Here is a 15,245-nt window from a genome sequence, read left to right as displayed (position 1 = left end):
GGTCACATTGGTGGCTTTTTCTCCGGTTTGAGGTCATTTGGAGCTTGTGTTGTCTGACTCCCACGGGAAACTTGAACCATGACTCACCACCAAGGACCTGAGAGGAACAAGACTCCAGGTCAGATGCCTCTTCCGTCACTGGATGCGGTGCTCCCGGATCCCGTGACTGGTGCTGGTGCTGGTGCTGGTGCTGGTGACAGCCCGACCACTGCTTTCACCCGGGCGGGCGATGCCCCCACGGGCATGGGACCGAATACTGGGATGGGGTCGAATACTGACTCGGCTGAGATTGCAGATCGACTTCTCGACTTGGGAGCACTGCAGACAGATCACCATCAGAAGGCCGCCGCGTTGGTTGCGGGCATCACGGCGGATGTTCGTCGGGAGGCCTCTGCCCGCGGTCGACTGCTCCGCCGGGTGGCATCTCTCCACTCAGTTGCCCTGCAAGCCACACGGCAGATCGCGCAGGATGACGCCACCGCCCTGGAGCAGCACAGTCAAGGCAAAAGCACCCGCGCCACGGACACGGCCACACCCGCAGAGCTGGAGCGCTGGGCGGAGGAGGACACTCGCCGTTTGGTTACGGGTGAGCTGGAATTGGCCTTGAAACTTCCTCGGGGATCGGCCATGGAGACTCTGCGTCAAGCTCTGGTCCTGGCCCACCACCTGCCCCACGTGCTGGCGCAGCTGGAATCAGGAGAAATCCTGTGGACGCAAGCTCGCGTGATCCTTCAGCAGTGGTCGGCGCTGACCAGCACGTATTTCCCATCCGTTACTGCAGGCCTGTCACCAGAAACTGGCCACACAGTTGATGCACCGGACACCGGCACAGAGGACGAACCAAAGAGTGCCCCACCAGTGCCCTCAACAGACCCCCTTCAGGCGGCGGGTGATCGGTTGGTCCAGGAGATGCTGGAACGTGCCCAGCAGTGCGGTGCATCCAAGTTGAGGGCGTTTGGGCACCGTCGTCGTCATGGGTTGGGAGCGCCGGCCAGCGAACGAGCTCATGCGAATGCCCGGCGGCAACGCTCTGTGTGGGTGGAACCTGAGGAGGACGGCATGGCTCACCTCCATGCCCTGCTGGATGCGCCCACGGCCATGGCGGTGTGTGACCGCATCGACCAATTGGCGCAGTCAAGCGGCCCTTCTGCTCACGCCTCACAGGCACATCGCGTGTCGCCGGTACAGCCGGTACAGCCCGTGCCACGCGCATCATCTGCGGCAGCACTGTCATGCCCACCCTCTGCGCCAGCAGCTTCAGACCCATCACGCACGGACTCGGTATTGCCCGCCACCCCCGATGTAGACCGTGGTGCTCCCCGTGACACCCGGACCTTGCCGGAGCGTCGCGCGGACGTCCTTGCCGATCTGCTGTTGGAGGCCGAACCGTCTGTGGACTCAGGACTGCAACGAGGTGTCCGGGGCCAAGTGTCCGTGATCGTACCGGTGGAGCACCTGTTGACAGCTGGTCAGACACTCAAGCAGGCCGTGCAGGAATCGCACTCTAGGCATGCAGCGCGCCCGCCGGATTCCCAGGAACCAAGATCTGCGCCACCAGGGTCAAGGCCATCTCCACCAGGGTCACAGCCAGTTCCATCAGGACCACAGCCAAGCCCGATGCCGACTCCGGCTCCACCGGGGACGACGTCACCTCGACGAGGGTCAGAGTCGGCTGCGGGATCCATGTCAGCCCCACCGGGGGCCCCGTCGACTCCACCGGAGTCGACGTCAGCTCCGGAGTTGGTTGGATACGGTGCCATTTGCCCGTCCACCGCGGTTGAGATTGCCGCAGGCAGTTCGTCGTGGTCCAGGCTGCTCACTGACCCTGCCACCGGCCAGATCACCCAATACAGTCGGGACACCTACACGGTTCCAGCTGGCTTGCGGCGCATGCTGCAGATACGCGATGCCACGTGTAGATTCCCTGGATGTCGACGACCCGCCATGCGCTGCGACATCGACCACACAGTGGCCTGGGAAGACGGCGGTCACACCGATGCCGACAACCTCTCCCACCTGTGCCGCACCCACCACAGGCTCAAACATCAAGGTAGTCCGTTCGGGAGCTGGGCCGTTGAGCACAGTGGGACCCCAGACCGGACCACGCCGGCCACAGGTGCTGGTGCTGGTGTTCCTCATGGCGCCGACGCCGGGGCTGGTGCTGGTGCTGGTGCTGGTGACATGGTCTTCACTTCGCCCTTGGGTACAAGGCGCGCCAGCAGCCCCGAGCACACGCTGTTCCTGGATTCACCCAAAGAACCTCCGCTGAGGACACCCCTGAGTCCTGACAACTCGCGCACGGCAGACCCCGTCCCTTCCCCACCCGACGACGATCCACCTCCTTTCTGAGGCAGAGTTACCCCAGAATCCACGCCAGGACGAGACACCAACCCATTGGCCTGGGGGTCACCCGTTACAAAGCCCAGCCCCGGAAGAAGAGTTCACTCCGGCGGGTGCCCACGCTAACGGCTGTAAGAGGGCATGACGGTCTCTGTTCCGGCACCCCACGCAGCCTCAGCACCGGCGTGAGTTCCGGCGCCCCCGTTACCCTCCTGCGCCCGCGTAGTCCTGAGACGCCCAGGCGAGCAACACCCCCCAGCTACACACCAGAGTCCCATGTCGGCCCGGAGCCCCAGTCACGTCCCGCTGCCCAGCCACACCCCAGCAGCCATGGATACCCCGGCACCCCAGGAACACCCCCACTGCTCAGCTGCACCCCGGCACCCCAGCGCCCATGGATGCTCGGGATCCCCAACGTAGGATCGGGGACGTGACTGATGCAGCCTCCAACTCCACCCAGCCCACTGACCCCACCGGCAGCAATTTCCCGGAGCAGGTCTCCGAAACCTTCGACCCCACCCAGTGGCGCGTGGTTGACGGTTTCGAGGACCTGACCGACATCACATACCACCGTGCCGTGGAACGTGACCATGCAGGCCGGGTGACAAGGGACCTCCCCTGGGTACGCATCGCCTTCCACCGTCCAAAGGTGCGCAACGCATTCCGCCCGGGGACGGTGGACGAGCTCTACCGCACCTTGGACCAGGCCCGCATGTCCTCGGACGTCGGGGCCGTGCTGTTGACCGGCAACGGTCCGTCTGCCAAGGACGGCGGCTGGGCCTTCTGCTCCGGCGGTGACCAGCGGATCCGCGGTCGCGACGGTTACCACTACGCAGACGGTGAGACCGCCGAGTCCATCGACCCTGCCCGGGCTGGTCGCCTTCACATCCTGGAGGTGCAGCGTCTGATCCGCACCATGCCCAAACCCGTGATCGCCCTGGTCAACGGTTGGGCAGCCGGTGGTGGACACTCCCTCCACGTGGTCTGTGACCTGACCCTGGCCTCCCGTGAACACGGCAAGTTCAAGCAGACGGACGCCACCGTGGGGTCCTTTGACGCCGGCTACGGCTCCGCCCTCCTTGCCCGCCAGGTGGGGCAGAAGTTCGCCCGCGAAATCTTCTTCTTGGCCCGCGAATACTCAGCGGAAGACATGTTCCGCATGGGGGCCGTCAACGAGGTGGCCGATCACGCCGACTTGGAGAACCTTGGCATCGAGTGGGCCAAGATGATCTGCCGCCAGTCCCCCCAAGCCATGCGCATGCTCAAATACGCCTTCAACCTTCCCGACGACGGCATGGTCGGCCAACAGGTTTTTGCCGGCGAAGCCACCCGCATGGGCTACATGACCGATGAAGCAGTTGAGGGCCGGGACGCCTTCCTGGGCAAGCGCGACCCCGATTGGTCCAACTTCCCGTACTACTTCTGAGATGAGCATTCGCCCACCACTCACCAAGGACTTGCCACCGGACACCGTGAAGCTGGACGGCCCGGACTCGATCCGTCAGTTTGGCGGTGTCCCAGGCCTGGTCACTGCGCTGGAAGGTGTGCTGAGCAGGGAGGGGCCGGCCGTCGTCGTCGCAACGTCAGGCAGTACGGGGCGGCCCAAGAAGACTGTGGTGAGCACCCGCGCCTTGCGCGCCTCCGCCGAGGCCACAGCTGGACGCACCGGTGGCCACGGGCAGTGGCTGCTGTGCCTGCCGCCGCACTACGTGGCTGGGGTGCAGGTTCTGGTGCGTTCAGTCCTGGCGGGAACCACACCGGTGGTCATGGAGGAGGGCCCCTTCACCGCGCAGGCCTTTGCCCGCACCGCAGCGGCCATGGATCACCCCATCCGCTACGTGTCCCTGGTCCCCACACAACTCCAGCGTCTGGTGGATGCCGCCGACTCCCCTGGCGTCCTGGCGGCGTTGCGCTCCTTTCACGCCATCCTGCTGGGCGGGTCAGCCGCACCGCCCGCGCTCCTGGACGCAGCGCGGGCACTGGGCGCCCGTGTGGTCACCACCTACGGCATGTCCGAGACCGCCGGCGGCTGTGTCTACGACGGCGTCCCCCTCCCCGGGGTGCAGGTCCACCTTGAACGCACCCCGAATTCTGGGAATCCGCCATCTGATCCGAGAACAGCACAGGACCCCGAACAGACGTCAGTTCCTGAGGGGCACCTCACCCCCGGGCGCATCTGGTTGGGAGGCCCCATGGTGACCGACGGCTACCTGGATGACCCCCAGCAGACTCATAGTCATGTGTTCTCCAGCCTCCCGGACGCAACTGACACCGCCAACACCTTGAGTGCCACTGCCGCCATACGCGCGAACACCAACACCTCACCCAAGAGCACGGCCCCATCCCCCACCCCCATGTGCTGGTACCGCACGGATGACCTGGGTGTCCTGGAAACAACAGAGGCCACAACCACCCCACGCCTTCGAGTGATCGGTCGCGCCGATGACGTCATCGTCACTGGCGGCCTCAAAGTTTCCGCCGCCGTCGTCCGCTCACGGATGCTGGAGCACCCCGGGGTGCGCGACGCCGTCGTGGTCCCGGTGGCTGATGACCAATGGGGGCAGAAGATCGTGGCAACCGTGGTGCCTGCAACCTCGGTGCCGGCTGCCGAATCCAGCACACTGCCGGACGAGCTACGCAGCATGGTCAAAGACGCCCTGGGCAGTGCGGCTGTCCCCAAACAGATGCTCCTGGTCTCCCACATCCCCCTGCTGCCCACGGGCAAACCAGACCGGTCCGCGGTGGCGGAGCTGTTCGTGGAAGAATGACTCGGTCCCTGCGGCGCGGCCACCACCGCCCACCCGCTGACGGGACTGCGGATCCGCCCCCATCACCGGCGAGCACCCCGGTCCGCACCCTCGTTTCAGGAAGGTCGCCCGTGGCAACTGCTGCCCAATGGATTGAAGGCGCACGGCTGCGCACCCTGCCCATGGCGTTTGCGCCCATCATCGCGGGTACCGCGGCGGCGCAGTCCACGTGGGGGGCCAACCTGGGCATGGCCTTCCTGGCGTTCCTGGTGGCGTTGTTCCTGCAGGTGGGCGTCAACTACGCCAACGACTACTCCGACGGCATCAAAGGCACCGACGACAACCGCGTTGGCCCCCTTCGCCTGGTCGGTTCCAAGGCCGCCACCCCCAAGCAGGTGCTCTACGCGGCCCTGGGGTGTTTTGCAGCGGCTGCCATCGCCGGCCTGGCGTTGATTGTGCTCTCCCGGCAGTGGTGGTTCATCGTGATCGGGATTTCTGCAGTGTTCGCGGCCTGGGGGTACACCGGCGGCAAACGTCCCTACGGCTACCGCGGCTGGGGCGATGTTGCAGTGTTCGTCTACTTCGGCCTGGTGGCGGTCTTGGGGACCACCACCACCCAAGCCGGCAGGCTCAACATCGACGCCTGGATTGCAGCCATCGCCACCGGCCTGTTCGCCTGCGCGCTGCTGATGGTCAACAACATCCGGGACATCCCCGGTGACCGCGAAGTCGGCAAACGCACCCTGGCCGTTCGCTTGGGTGATCACCGTGCACGAGTGGTGTTCGCCGCCGAACTGGGCCTGGCCTTTGCCCTGCACCTGTTCCTGGTGCCGTTCAACGGTTTCATGCTCCTGGTGTTCCTGTCCGTCCCCATAGCCGTGACGGCGGCCCGCACCGTGCTGTTCACACAGGACCGCAAGGCCCTGATCCCGGTGCTCAAGGAATGCGGCATCCTGAACTTGATCTGGTCCCTGCTCTTCCTGCTGGCCGTGCTGGCCCGTCAGTGGGTCTGAGGCTCACCTGAGCCACCTCACCGAACAGGCCGCACGGCCCAGTTCACAGCGCCTTCAGGAACGACGACGTTCGCCAGACTCCCCCGTGTTGATCTGCACCTGGTCGGTGGAATCCACGTAGCTGTCCTCAACGTCCGCGTCTTCATCCGCCAAGGTGTCCTTGCGGATCTTGGGTGAACGCGAAATCCAGCGCGTCAGGTCCCGGCTGGCGGCGATGTGCAACTTGGGGAAAAAGATGTAGCACACGGCAAACGCGATGATGATGGCCGCCAAACCGGCAAACAAGATGCCCAGGCGCAACCACAGCCCCAGGGCGAACACCAGAATCAACAGACCAAGACGCAATGCGGAGTACTTCAAAAAGTTCACGCCAGCAGTCTAGTGCCGGTCCCTGGACATCCCCCGGACGGGCCCGGAAGTGTGAGCCCGGCTGCTGCTGCGTTGAGTGGTCAGGATTCTGGCTCGTCAGCGCTGATGGACCAGGATCCTGACCACTCAACGCGACAAGCCCAGAAGGGAGTGTTCAGCCAGACGGTTGTTGCAACGGCCAACGATCATCCCAGGCACCCGGTGCTTGGGACCAGGCCGCCACGGCGTCGGGAAAATGGCCCGTCAGGACATCCTCAAGGGTGACCTCATCCAGCACACTGCGCAGGGCAGCGCGCACGGCCACCCACACCACGGGCAGATGAGTGGCAGGCCCCGTGTATTCGGTGTCTGAGGGTCTCATGCCGCGCACCCCGGTCAAAGGCCCGTCCACGGTGCGGATCACGGCCCCCATGGTGATCTGATCTGCAGGCTCGGCCAACCGATAGCCACCGGAAGCACCGCGTTTGCTGACCACCAGGCCACCGCGGCGCAACTGACTGATGACCACTTCCAAGAACTTGGCCGGCAGGTCCTGTCGTTCGGCCAGGGTTGCCACGGGCACTCCGTTCACCCCTGCAGCATGCGCCTCAGCCAGCATGAGCAAGGCCCGAACGGCGTATTCGGAGCGCGCGGAAATCTCCATGTGACGATTGTTTCACGATCTTTGACCAGGAGTTCTCGGCCTGGTTGGCTCCTCTTGACTCAAACCCCACACATTCGATGGGAATTGTGGGAAAACCCTCCCGGCACCGCCGGCGAACGTTCAAGGAGGTGCCCTGTGCGCACTCTGGTCCTGATTGCCCTGGTGGGCTTGGCCGCACAACTCGTGGACGGTGGACTGGGCATGGCCTACGGCGTCACCACCTCCACGCTGCTGCTGATGATCGGCGCCAACCCCGCAGCTGCTTCCGCCACCGTGCACCTGGCTGAGGTGGGCACCACGCTGGCCTCGGGGCTCTCCCACTGGAAGTTCGGCAACGTGGACTGGCGGGTGGTGGCCAAGATCGGTTTCCCCGGCGCCGTCGGCGGATTTCTGGGCGCCACCGTGCTGTCCACTCTGGATGCCTCCGTGGCCCGCCCCGTGATGAGCACCGTCCTGCTGGTGTTGGGCCTCTACATCCTCTACCGCTTCACCTTCAAGGGCTTGAGCAGGCAGCGGCTGGGGCGCAAGATCCCGGCCAAGTTCCTGTCTCCGTTGGGGCTGTTCGCCGGTTTCATCGACGCCACCGGAGGCGGCGGATGGGGACCCGTGGGCACTCCCGCCCTACTGGCCGATGGCCGCCTGGAGCCCCGCAAGGTGGTGGGGTCGGTGAACACCGCGGAGTTCATGGTCACCGTGGCCGCGTCCCTGGGCTTTCTGCTGCACCTGGGTTCGCAAGGCATCAACTTTGACTGGGTGGGCGCACTGCTGATCGGCGGCGTGATCGCTGCCCCGATCGCCGCGGCCCTGGTCAAGGTCATCCCCGCCCGGGTCCTGGGGCCGGCCGTGGGTGCGTTGATCGTGTTGACCAACACCCGCACCCTGCTCTCCGCTGATGCCTTGGCCGCCCCGGCACTGGCCAGCCGCATGGTGCTCCTTGCCATTGCCGTGATGGGTGCGGCTGCGGTCGTCTACGCCATCCGAGCGCATCGCGCCCTGGTGCGGGCCGACGTCGTGGCTGCCGGCGCCGTTGATCCCAGCACCCCGGCCACCGATTCGCTGGTGGCTGACCAGCCCCGCCGCGGCAGGACACCCGTTGGGTAAGCAATATGATTGATGCATGATCCGAGCAATTGCAATCATCGGCGTGGCCGCGCTGGCAGTGGGCGTGATCATTTACTCGTTCTTTGACTGCCTGCGCTCCGACCCCCGGGACATCCGCGGCATCCGACGCGGACCGTGGATCGCGGTGATCCTGCTGCTTCCGGTGATCGGCGGCATCCTCTGGCTGGCTCTGGGGCGCCCCCGCTACGCACCGGCCAGCTCACAGTCCGCCCGTGCCAAGGGGCCCGACGACGACCCCAACTTTCTGCGTCAACTCGATGAGAAGCGGCGCTCCGAACAGGCGGATGCTGAACTCGAGGAATGGGAACGGCGTCGTCGAGCAGGAGGGGCTGCCCAGGATGCCCCGGATGACTCGGGCACCTCCGGTGGGTCTGGTGACTCCGCCACGGAGACCACGGACTCCCCTGGAACCGGCGGATCCAGCTCCACCACCCCGCACGACAGCCACGATCAGCCTGATGATCTCCCCGGGGACGAACACCCCGATGATCCACGGTAGTCGTAACAAGAACTTGGGCATCGAAAAGGGCCTCACCGCTGATCGGTGAGGCCCTTTTCCATGCCCAAGTTGCTGTGCAGCCTCAACTCACAGACCTGAGTAGGAGTGCAGACCGTCAAACAAAGTGTTGACCACAAAGTAGTTGAACAGGATGCACAGGAAGCCCACGATGGACAACCAGGCCGAACGCCGCCCCGTCCAGCCGCGTGTGGCGCGCGCGTGCAGGTAGGCCGCGTAGACCACCCAGATCACAAAGGTCCAGACTTCCTTGGGGTCCCAGCCCCAGTATCGACCCCATGCGTCACGGGCCCAGATGGCACCGGCCGCCAGGGTGAAGGTCCAGAAGACGAATCCCACGCTGTTGAGGCGGTAGGAGAAGTTCTCCAGGGTCTGCGCGGAGGGCACGATCTTCAGGAAGGCCCAACCGCTGGGCCCACCTTCCAGAATGCGCTTCTCCCGCCGATCCTGGATCAGCTGCAGGATGGCCAGGGCAAAGGTGATGGCAAAAATGCCCATGGCCGCCACCGCGATGGACACGTGGATCACCAGCCAGTAGGACTGCAGCGCCGGCTGCAGCGGTGACACGGGGGTGGGATAGGCGATGGTGGCTGCCGTGAGCATCAAGGTGACCAACCCGGAGATCAGCACGCCCACGAACCGCAGGTCCTTGATGATCAACATGACCAGGTAGACCGCCACGATCAGCAGGGCGCCCGTGGTGGAGAACTCGTACATGTTGGACCACGGCACACGGTTGGCCGCAATGGCGCGCATGATCACGGCGGCCAGGTGGATCACAAAGGCCAAGACCATGAGCACCACGGCCACACGTGCTGCCGGTCGGCGGTGATCGTTGTCCGCATAGGACATGCTGGAATCAGCCACCTGGCCCTCCAACGCCGAGGAGCGCTGTGCGCGCCACCCTGCGCGGGATCCGGACCCGGAATCGTTGCGCTCATCCCGGGACGTGGTTGACCACTGCCCCTCCGCGCCTTCCGTGGCACCGTCAACTTCACCGGGGGATTCCGTCAGGGCGGAGGATCCGGTGCGAGCACCGGCACCGGCACCCACCAGCGCCTCGGAACGCTGCTCGGCACGCTCTTCGCGCCGCTCAGCCTCCTTCAACGTCTTGGAGTGGGATGCCATGTCCCACGCAAAGGCGATGAACACGAACATGTACACCACCGCGGCCATGAGCATGAACAGCTCGGACCACGTCCCGAGTGTGGTGTCTACGGGTGTCATGGGGTCAGTCATGGGGTCATTCTCTCACTTTCGGTCCGGGCTTCGTGTGCTGCTCGGCAACGTCACTGCACGGATGCCTTCTGCCGTGCGGCAGTGGTGGTCAGCTGGGAGTCACGGACGCCGATTTCCTCCCATTCGGCGGTGAAGAGCTCCACCAGGTTCTCGGCCTCGGCCTCCAGCCGTGGGTCCTCACCGCGGGCCAGCAGGCCGTACTCCAGGACAACCCGGGGGCCTGCTTCAGTCTCCACGGTGTTCACCCGCACCCACGCACGTCGACGCACGATGAACAGAGACATGATCAGCCCCAGGAAGGCCAGGCAGAAGGAGATGAACACGCCGCGGGTTCCGGGGTCGTAGTGCAGATCCAGTCCCACATAGCGCTGGGTTTCCAGGTACTCCACCGTTCCCAGGCCATTGGGCAGTTCCACCCGCGGGTTGGCCTCGGAGAGCATGATCGGGCCATTGCTGGCCATGGGGGATGCAACCTCGTTCAGGTTGCTCACATCCAGCACGTACACGTTCTGCGGGGTTCCGTCATCCAGGCCCAGGTCCCCGCTGTAGACGGAGAGCACCAGGGCCGGGTTGCCCAGATCGGGGTCCGCAGAGGTCAGTTGACCGGTGGCCTCGTCCGTCCATGCGGTCGGCAGAAAGGTTCCGGTCAGACCCAGCTGCTCAGGTGAGGAGTCCGGGACCTTGAGCGTGAAGGAGGAAATGTTGGAGGTGTCCTCCGGGACCGTCACCACAGGCCCCTCGTAGGCAATGTTGCCGTCCCCGTCCGTCACCCGGACCACCGGAGCGTAACCGTTGCCGATCAGGTAGGCACTCACGCCGTCGACGTCGATCGGCCGGTTCACGCTCAGCACCTCCTGGCGGGGTTCTTCCCCAGGTGCATCGGTGATGGTCACATCCGATTCGTAGTGCAGCGGGATGCCGTAGGAGGCAGGGTCTGAGGTGTCCCGGTTGTATTCCACCCGGAAGTCATCCACCCGGATGGTGAAGGGATCCAGCCAGTCGGCGTTGAAGTTTGAGCCCGGTGTGAAGGAGTCGTAGCTGATCAACGAGTTGGCAAAGGTGTCCCCCACGGTCAGAATCTTCTGCCCCTTGAAACCGAACAAGGATCCGTAGGCCACAAAGATCAGGATTCCCACCATGGCCAGGTGGAACAGGATGTTGCCCACCTCTTTCCACATTCCCCGTTCCGCCCCCACCGACGGCGCTTGGGAACCCAGGTCCCGCACGTCCACCCGGTAGCGGCGTTTCTTGAGGATGGCGGCCACCTGCTCGATCACGTGGTCGGCCTCCGGTGCCGGTGCGCCGTCGCGGCCTCCCAGCTCCAGGGAACGGGCCACTGGCAGACGCTGCAGGCGTGCCGGTGTGCGCGGAGGCTTGGCGCGCCACGCCTGCCAATGCTTGCGAGCACGCGGGATCACGCAACCCACCAGGGAGATGAACAGCAGCAGGTAGATGGCGGAGAACCAGACGGAGGAGAACACGTCAAAGAACTGCAGGCGGTCCAGGACGGGTCCGGTGGTGGGGTTGGCCTCGATGTAGGAGTTCACCGCTGCCACGTCCTGCACGCGCTGCGGGAAGATCGAGCCGGGTACCGCGGCCACCGCCAAGAGCAACAGCAGGAACAGGGCAGTGTTCATGCGCGTCAGTTGGGACCAGGCCCACCGCAACATGCCCACCACACCCAGGGCGGGGACAGCCACCTCGGAGGTGCCCGACGTCGACCCCGGGCCATCGCCCTGCCCCGCAACACCGCCTTGTTTCGGTCCAGTGCCGGATCCCTTGCGGCGGCCCCATCTCTTGGGTGCGCCTGACTCACCGGGTGCACCCGAGTCCCTGTGCGTCTGGGAGTCTCCGTGTGCATTGGAGTCTCCGCGCGCATACGAGTTTCTGTGCGCATCGGAGTTTCTGCGCGCGGAAGACCCCGAAGTGGTCTGCGACTCGTCGGGTTGCTCTGCTGGGCTCACGTCACTCCTGCGGGCCATTACCGCGTTCCTGAATCTGTGTGTGGGCGCAGGCCACGGGGCCCGCGGAAGCTGGGATGCTGCATCAAATCACCGGCACAAAATCTTGAACCAGCTCGGCCTGGAACCAGGAGACGAATGCCGTCCACAGACCGGTCATCAACAAGATGCCGATCAGGATGAGCATGGCCCCACCGATCCTCTGCAGCAGCAACCGGTGTTTGCGCATGAAAGTCAGTGCACCCATGCCACGCCGGAATGCCAGGGCAATCAGCAGGAACGGGACTCCCAACCCCAGACAGTACGCCAGGGTCAGCACAGTGGCTTTGCCCACGGAGGCACCCCCGCTGTAGGCCAGCATCTGAACGGCAGCAAACGTGGGTCCGATGCACGGCGCCCAGCCCAAACCAAAGGTCACTCCCAACAGCGGGGCACCCCACAGCCCGGGCGGTGGCTTGCGGTGAATCTTGCGCTCGCGCTGGAATACACCGAACCCGCCCATGAACACCACACCCATGAGCACCACCAGAGCGCCCAGGACAACCATCACCCAGTTCTGTCCGCGCAACCACGGCAAGGCACCCAACTGGGCCAACACCACGGACATCAACACGAACACCGTGGTGAAGCCTGCAATGAACAGGGCTACGCCTGCGAACATGCGCCCGCGCTTCTGCTGTTCCAGGTCCACTCCGGTCAACCCGGTCACGTAGCCCAGGTAGCCGGGCACCAGAGGCAGCACACACGGGGAGGCAAAGGAGACCAACCCGGCCAGAACGGCCACCGGGAAGGCGGCCCACATGGAGCCGTCAAGGATCAGGGAGGCGAACTGATTGCCGTCCGTCACGCGTTCACCACGTCATCCAGCAATGCCTTCAGGATGGACGGCTCCGCAATGCCCAGCACGCGTGATGCCACCCGCCCTTCGGCATCCAAGATGATCGTGGTGGGAACAGCCTGCGGCGGGACGAATGTGGACAGCGCCAGGAGGACGCCACCGTCGCGGTCCTCAAAAGACGGGTACGGGATCTCAAAGGTCCGTTCAAAGGCCTCCGCCGTGGCCTGTTCATCACGGACGTTGACCCCGTAGAAGGTGATGTCACCCTCGTGTAAGTGGGCCATTTCCACCAGGTCTGGGGCCTCCTCGCGGCACGGGGCGCATCCCGCGTACCAGAAGTTCAACAACGCAGGCTTTCCGCGCAGCTCCTGGGCAGTGACCTCCGTGCCGTCAAACAGCGTGCCCGTGAACTCCACCGGCTCACCACGGTCGGAAGCGGCGTACTCGGTCACGGAGCCGTCCCCGGCAATGTAGCCGGTGTCCCCACCTGCATTTGCCTGCTCGGCGAGGTTCTCCTCCTCAGGGGTGCACGCAGCCAGCACCACGGCGGTCAGGCCCGCACCCGCAGTGGTCAGAACAGCGCGTCGGCTCAGCCTCCACGACGACGACGCCGCGGGAGAGTCGCCGGAGTCAGCGGACACGCCTGTGGAAGAAGGCACACCGGTTGAGGACGGAACACCCGCAGAACGCGGGGAAGTGCGTGGCACAGCAACATCACCTGAAAGATCGGCAGAGGGGTTTCAAGGGCATCATGAACCCGGAAGCTGGTTGATTCCTGGGTAAAGGTGGGCAGCGGGTTCGCTGTAGACCACACGCGGCGGCAGCCCGGCGTGGACGTCGTCAAAAACCATGGACGTCAAAGATGCCAAATTGCACTGGCGGGCGCGGGGATCATGCGGCAGGAACTTGCCCTCTGCGGAGCGACGCGCCATCCAGATGGGCAGCTGGTGGGACACCAGAACGGCCTCAGCGCCATCACCGCCGATCTCCACGGCACGCCGGGCAGCTTCCACCACCACTTCCGCCATGCGCGCCACCTGGCTGCGGTAGGTCTCACCCCAGGAAGGGCGCAGGGGGTTGACCATGTACGGCCAGTGGGCCACCCGGGCCAGCTGGCTGCCGTTGACGTGCAAGCCCTCAAAGTGGTTCTTGGGCTCGATCAGTCGTTCATCCGGGTGGATCTCCAACTCCAGCTCACGGGAGACCGGAGCCGCAGTTTCCAACGTCCGCGTCAGGGGTGAGGCCGCCAGATACACCAACTTGGCACCCTGCTCACGCCGCTGCGCCAGGGCCTGACCGGCAACTTCAGCCATCTGGTGCCCAAGATCGGAGAGGTGAAAATCCGGCAGACGTCCGTAGACAATGCGATCCGGATTGTGAACCTGTCCGTGGCGCAACAGGTGCACGGTTGCCGAGGACGGCGCGTTGAGTGAAGACATGAGGGTCATTCTCCCAGACCTCGCCGCCCTGCCCGAATCCGCGTCAGGGCCGGGCCCCTCCAGGGACGTATCGTGGATCACATGACAGAGACGTACAGGAAGTATCAGCGCTTGAGTTCCAAGCCCCTGGGCACAAAGATCTTCAGTGTGGCTTTCGCCCAGTTCGCCCCGTACTTCTGGACGGTGCGTCCGCAGGTGCGTGAGGTCCGGCCCAACCATGCCGAGCTCAGCATCCGCAAACGCCGGGCAGTGCAGAACCACATCGGCACGTTTCACGTGATTGCAGTGGCCAACGGGTTGGAGGCGGCCATGGGTCTTCTGGCGGAGGCCACCGTGCCGGAGACCAAACGCTGGATTCCACGGGGTATGGAACTGACCTACCCCGCCAAGGCCCACACGGACCTGCTGTGCGTTGCCGAATCGGATCCCGCGCACTGGGAAGCCGGCGGAGACGTACCCGTCACGGTCAAAGCCATGCGCACCGATGGCGTTGTGGTGGTGGAGGGAACCATCACGCTCTACGTGTCGGACAAGCCGCGCGCGTGATCCCGTGTGCGGACGCCCGGCGGCTCACGCAACCGTGGTTGTGTGAGCCGCCGTGGCTTCAGCCTTGGTTGCGTTCACGCAGCAGCCGCGTGAGCCTGCGCGGATCAATCTGCCAGAAATCCCGTTGCACACCGTCAATCAGCAGCACGGGAACTTCCACGGACCAGCGATCGCGCTCTGGGCCTTCCGGAACGCTGGACAGCGGCAGCTCCGCCCAGTCCACACCGTGCTCCCCCGCCACACGTTCCACCACAGCCAAGCCGTCAATGCACAGGTGACAGCCCGGCGTCGTGATGACCTCAACGGGGACCGAGCCAATGGATGAGGGCGCAGCATCCGCAGGTAAGTTCATGCCCAGCATCCTAACCAGAGGTCCCGCCCCCGTGAGATCACCATCTGACCCGAGTCGTGCCAATTTAGTGTGTTGGCCATTCGGTGCCGGTGGCGGTGAGGATCTCGCTGGCGGTGCCG

16 protein-coding genes and 1 pseudogene are annotated in these 15,245 nt (G+C 64.8%); 8 read left to right on the top strand and 9 right to left on the bottom strand.

Annotation, left to right across the window (positions count from 1 at the left end):
- Positions 1 to 78: 78 nt before the first annotated feature.
- Positions 79 to 1,464 (top strand): annotated as a pseudogene (locus tag GTW58_RS15130) (DUF222 domain-containing protein); the annotation flags it as partial.
- 40 nt (positions 1,465 to 1,504) lie between these two features.
- Here the strand turns inward: GTW58_RS15130 and GTW58_RS14655 are convergent.
- Positions 1,505 to 1,651 carry a hypothetical protein gene (locus tag GTW58_RS14655; protein ID WP_232818024.1) on the bottom strand — a complete coding sequence of 49 codons (147 nt, stop codon included), beginning with the start codon at positions 1,649 to 1,651 and terminating at the stop codon, positions 1,505 to 1,507.
- On the opposite strand from GTW58_RS14655, the gene GTW58_RS15005 reads away from it, so the two are divergent.
- The 4 genes from GTW58_RS15005 to GTW58_RS09845 all read left to right on the top strand — a co-directional run bounded on the left by GTW58_RS15005 (position 1,618) and on the right by GTW58_RS09845 (position 6,100).
- Positions 1,618 to 2,349, top strand: a complete 732-nt coding sequence (locus tag GTW58_RS15005; protein WP_342453307.1) for an HNH endonuclease signature motif containing protein — start codon at positions 1,618 to 1,620, stop codon at positions 2,347 to 2,349. The genes GTW58_RS14655 and GTW58_RS15005 overlap by 34 nt on opposite strands.
- A gap of 421 nt (positions 2,350 to 2,770) precedes the next feature.
- A complete protein-coding gene (locus GTW58_RS09855; RefSeq protein WP_232818022.1) occupies positions 2,771 to 3,766 on the top strand; it encodes a 1,4-dihydroxy-2-naphthoyl-CoA synthase in 996 nt (331 codons plus the stop codon).
- Position 3,767: 1 nt separating this feature from the next.
- Complete coding sequence (locus tag GTW58_RS09850) at positions 3,768 to 5,108, top strand: AMP-binding protein (protein WP_119932835.1); 1,341 nt, start codon at positions 3,768 to 3,770, stop codon at positions 5,106 to 5,108.
- A gap of 110 nt (positions 5,109 to 5,218) precedes the next feature.
- Complete coding sequence (locus GTW58_RS09845) at positions 5,219 to 6,100, top strand: 1,4-dihydroxy-2-naphthoate polyprenyltransferase (RefSeq protein WP_119932834.1); 882 nt, start codon at positions 5,219 to 5,221, stop codon at positions 6,098 to 6,100.
- A gap of 54 nt (positions 6,101 to 6,154) precedes the next feature.
- On the opposite strand, the gene GTW58_RS09840 is transcribed toward GTW58_RS09845, so the two are convergent.
- Both GTW58_RS09840 and GTW58_RS09835 read right to left on the bottom strand, forming a co-directional pair.
- Positions 6,155 to 6,469: a DUF4229 domain-containing protein gene (locus GTW58_RS09840; protein ID WP_047689208.1), complete on the bottom strand. Its 315-nt coding sequence runs from the start codon at positions 6,467 to 6,469 to the stop codon at positions 6,155 to 6,157.
- A gap of 154 nt (positions 6,470 to 6,623) precedes the next feature.
- On the bottom strand, positions 6,624 to 7,112 hold the full coding sequence (locus GTW58_RS09835) for an RrF2 family transcriptional regulator (protein WP_119932833.1): 489 nt from the start codon (positions 7,110 to 7,112) through the stop codon (positions 6,624 to 6,626).
- 135 nt (positions 7,113 to 7,247) lie between these two features.
- On the opposite strand from GTW58_RS09835, the gene GTW58_RS09830 reads away from it, so the two are divergent.
- On the top strand, positions 7,248 to 8,213 hold the full coding sequence (locus GTW58_RS09830) for a sulfite exporter TauE/SafE family protein (protein ID WP_119932832.1): 966 nt from the start codon (positions 7,248 to 7,250) through the stop codon (positions 8,211 to 8,213).
- A gap of 16 nt (positions 8,214 to 8,229) precedes the next feature.
- A complete protein-coding gene (locus GTW58_RS09825; protein ID WP_119932831.1) occupies positions 8,230 to 8,733 on the top strand; it encodes a PLD nuclease N-terminal domain-containing protein in 504 nt (167 codons plus the stop codon).
- Positions 8,734 to 8,820: 87 nt separating this feature from the next.
- Here GTW58_RS09825 and ccsB read toward each other — a convergent pair whose 3' ends face one another.
- From ccsB to GTW58_RS09800, 5 genes are all read right to left on the bottom strand, one after another.
- Positions 8,821 to 9,990: a c-type cytochrome biogenesis protein CcsB gene (gene ccsB, locus GTW58_RS09820; RefSeq protein ID WP_232818021.1), complete on the bottom strand. Its 1,170-nt coding sequence runs from the start codon at positions 9,988 to 9,990 to the stop codon at positions 8,821 to 8,823.
- A gap of 50 nt (positions 9,991 to 10,040) precedes the next feature.
- Positions 10,041 to 11,690 carry a cytochrome c biogenesis protein ResB gene (gene resB / locus GTW58_RS09815; RefSeq protein ID WP_232818020.1) on the bottom strand — a complete coding sequence of 550 codons (1,650 nt, stop codon included), beginning with the start codon at positions 11,688 to 11,690 and terminating at the stop codon, positions 10,041 to 10,043.
- A 346-nt stretch (positions 11,691 to 12,036) separates the two neighbouring features.
- Entirely contained in the window at positions 12,037 to 12,753 is a 717-nt protein-coding gene (locus tag GTW58_RS09810) for a cytochrome c biogenesis CcdA family protein (protein ID WP_119932888.1), read from the bottom strand.
- 41 nt (positions 12,754 to 12,794) lie between these two features.
- Complete coding sequence (locus tag GTW58_RS09805; RefSeq protein ID WP_119932887.1) at positions 12,795 to 13,430, bottom strand: TlpA family protein disulfide reductase; 636 nt, start codon at positions 13,428 to 13,430, stop codon at positions 12,795 to 12,797.
- Positions 13,431 to 13,538: 108 nt separating this feature from the next.
- Positions 13,539 to 14,228, bottom strand: a complete 690-nt coding sequence (locus GTW58_RS09800; RefSeq protein WP_047689200.1) for a histidine phosphatase family protein — start codon at positions 14,226 to 14,228, stop codon at positions 13,539 to 13,541.
- Between the two features lie 81 nt (positions 14,229 to 14,309).
- Between GTW58_RS09800 and GTW58_RS09795 the strand changes: the two genes are divergently transcribed.
- The gene (locus GTW58_RS09795; protein WP_119932886.1) at positions 14,310 to 14,774 is read left to right on the top strand and encodes a hotdog fold domain-containing protein; all 465 of its coding nucleotides are present in this window, start codon (positions 14,310 to 14,312) and stop codon (positions 14,772 to 14,774) included.
- Between the two features lie 58 nt (positions 14,775 to 14,832).
- On the opposite strand, the gene GTW58_RS09790 is transcribed toward GTW58_RS09795, so the two are convergent.
- Positions 14,833 to 15,126, bottom strand: a complete 294-nt coding sequence (locus GTW58_RS09790; RefSeq protein ID WP_119932885.1) for a glutaredoxin family protein — start codon at positions 15,124 to 15,126, stop codon at positions 14,833 to 14,835.
- Positions 15,127 to 15,245: the final 119 nt, after the last annotated feature.

It is taken from the genome of Kocuria subflava, from assembly GCF_012163155.1.
Lineage (GTDB): Bacteria > Actinomycetota > Actinomycetes > Actinomycetales > Micrococcaceae > Kocuria > Kocuria subflava.
Note: the sequence above shows the minus strand (reverse complement) of the source record. Positions and strands in the feature narration are given on the sequence as shown.

Excerpts from the sequence above, each read along its gene's own strand:
- GTW58_RS15005 (WP_342453307.1), top strand. The coding sequence starts at position 1,618 with ATGCCGACTCCGGCTCCACCGGGGACGACGTCACCTCGACGAGGGTCA.
- GTW58_RS09850 (WP_119932835.1), top strand. The coding sequence starts at position 3,768 with ATGAGCATTCGCCCACCACTCACCAAGGACTTGCCACCGGACACCGTG.
- GTW58_RS09835 (WP_119932833.1), bottom strand. The coding sequence starts at position 7,112 with ATGGAGATTTCCGCGCGCTCCGAATACGCCGTTCGGGCCTTGCTCATG.
- GTW58_RS09825 (WP_119932831.1), top strand. The coding sequence starts at position 8,230 with ATGATCCGAGCAATTGCAATCATCGGCGTGGCCGCGCTGGCAGTGGGC.
- ccsB (WP_232818021.1), bottom strand. The coding sequence starts at position 9,990 with ATGACTGACCCCATGACACCCGTAGACACCACACTCGGGACGTGGTCC.
- GTW58_RS09810 (WP_119932888.1), bottom strand. The coding sequence starts at position 12,753 with ATGTGGGCCGCCTTCCCGGTGGCCGTTCTGGCCGGGTTGGTCTCCTTT.
- GTW58_RS09800 (WP_047689200.1), bottom strand. The coding sequence starts at position 14,228 with ATGTCTTCACTCAACGCGCCGTCCTCGGCAACCGTGCACCTGTTGCGC.
- GTW58_RS09795 (WP_119932886.1), top strand. The coding sequence starts at position 14,310 with ATGACAGAGACGTACAGGAAGTATCAGCGCTTGAGTTCCAAGCCCCTG.
- GTW58_RS09790 (WP_119932885.1), bottom strand. The coding sequence starts at position 15,126 with ATGAACTTACCTGCGGATGCTGCGCCCTCATCCATTGGCTCGGTCCCC.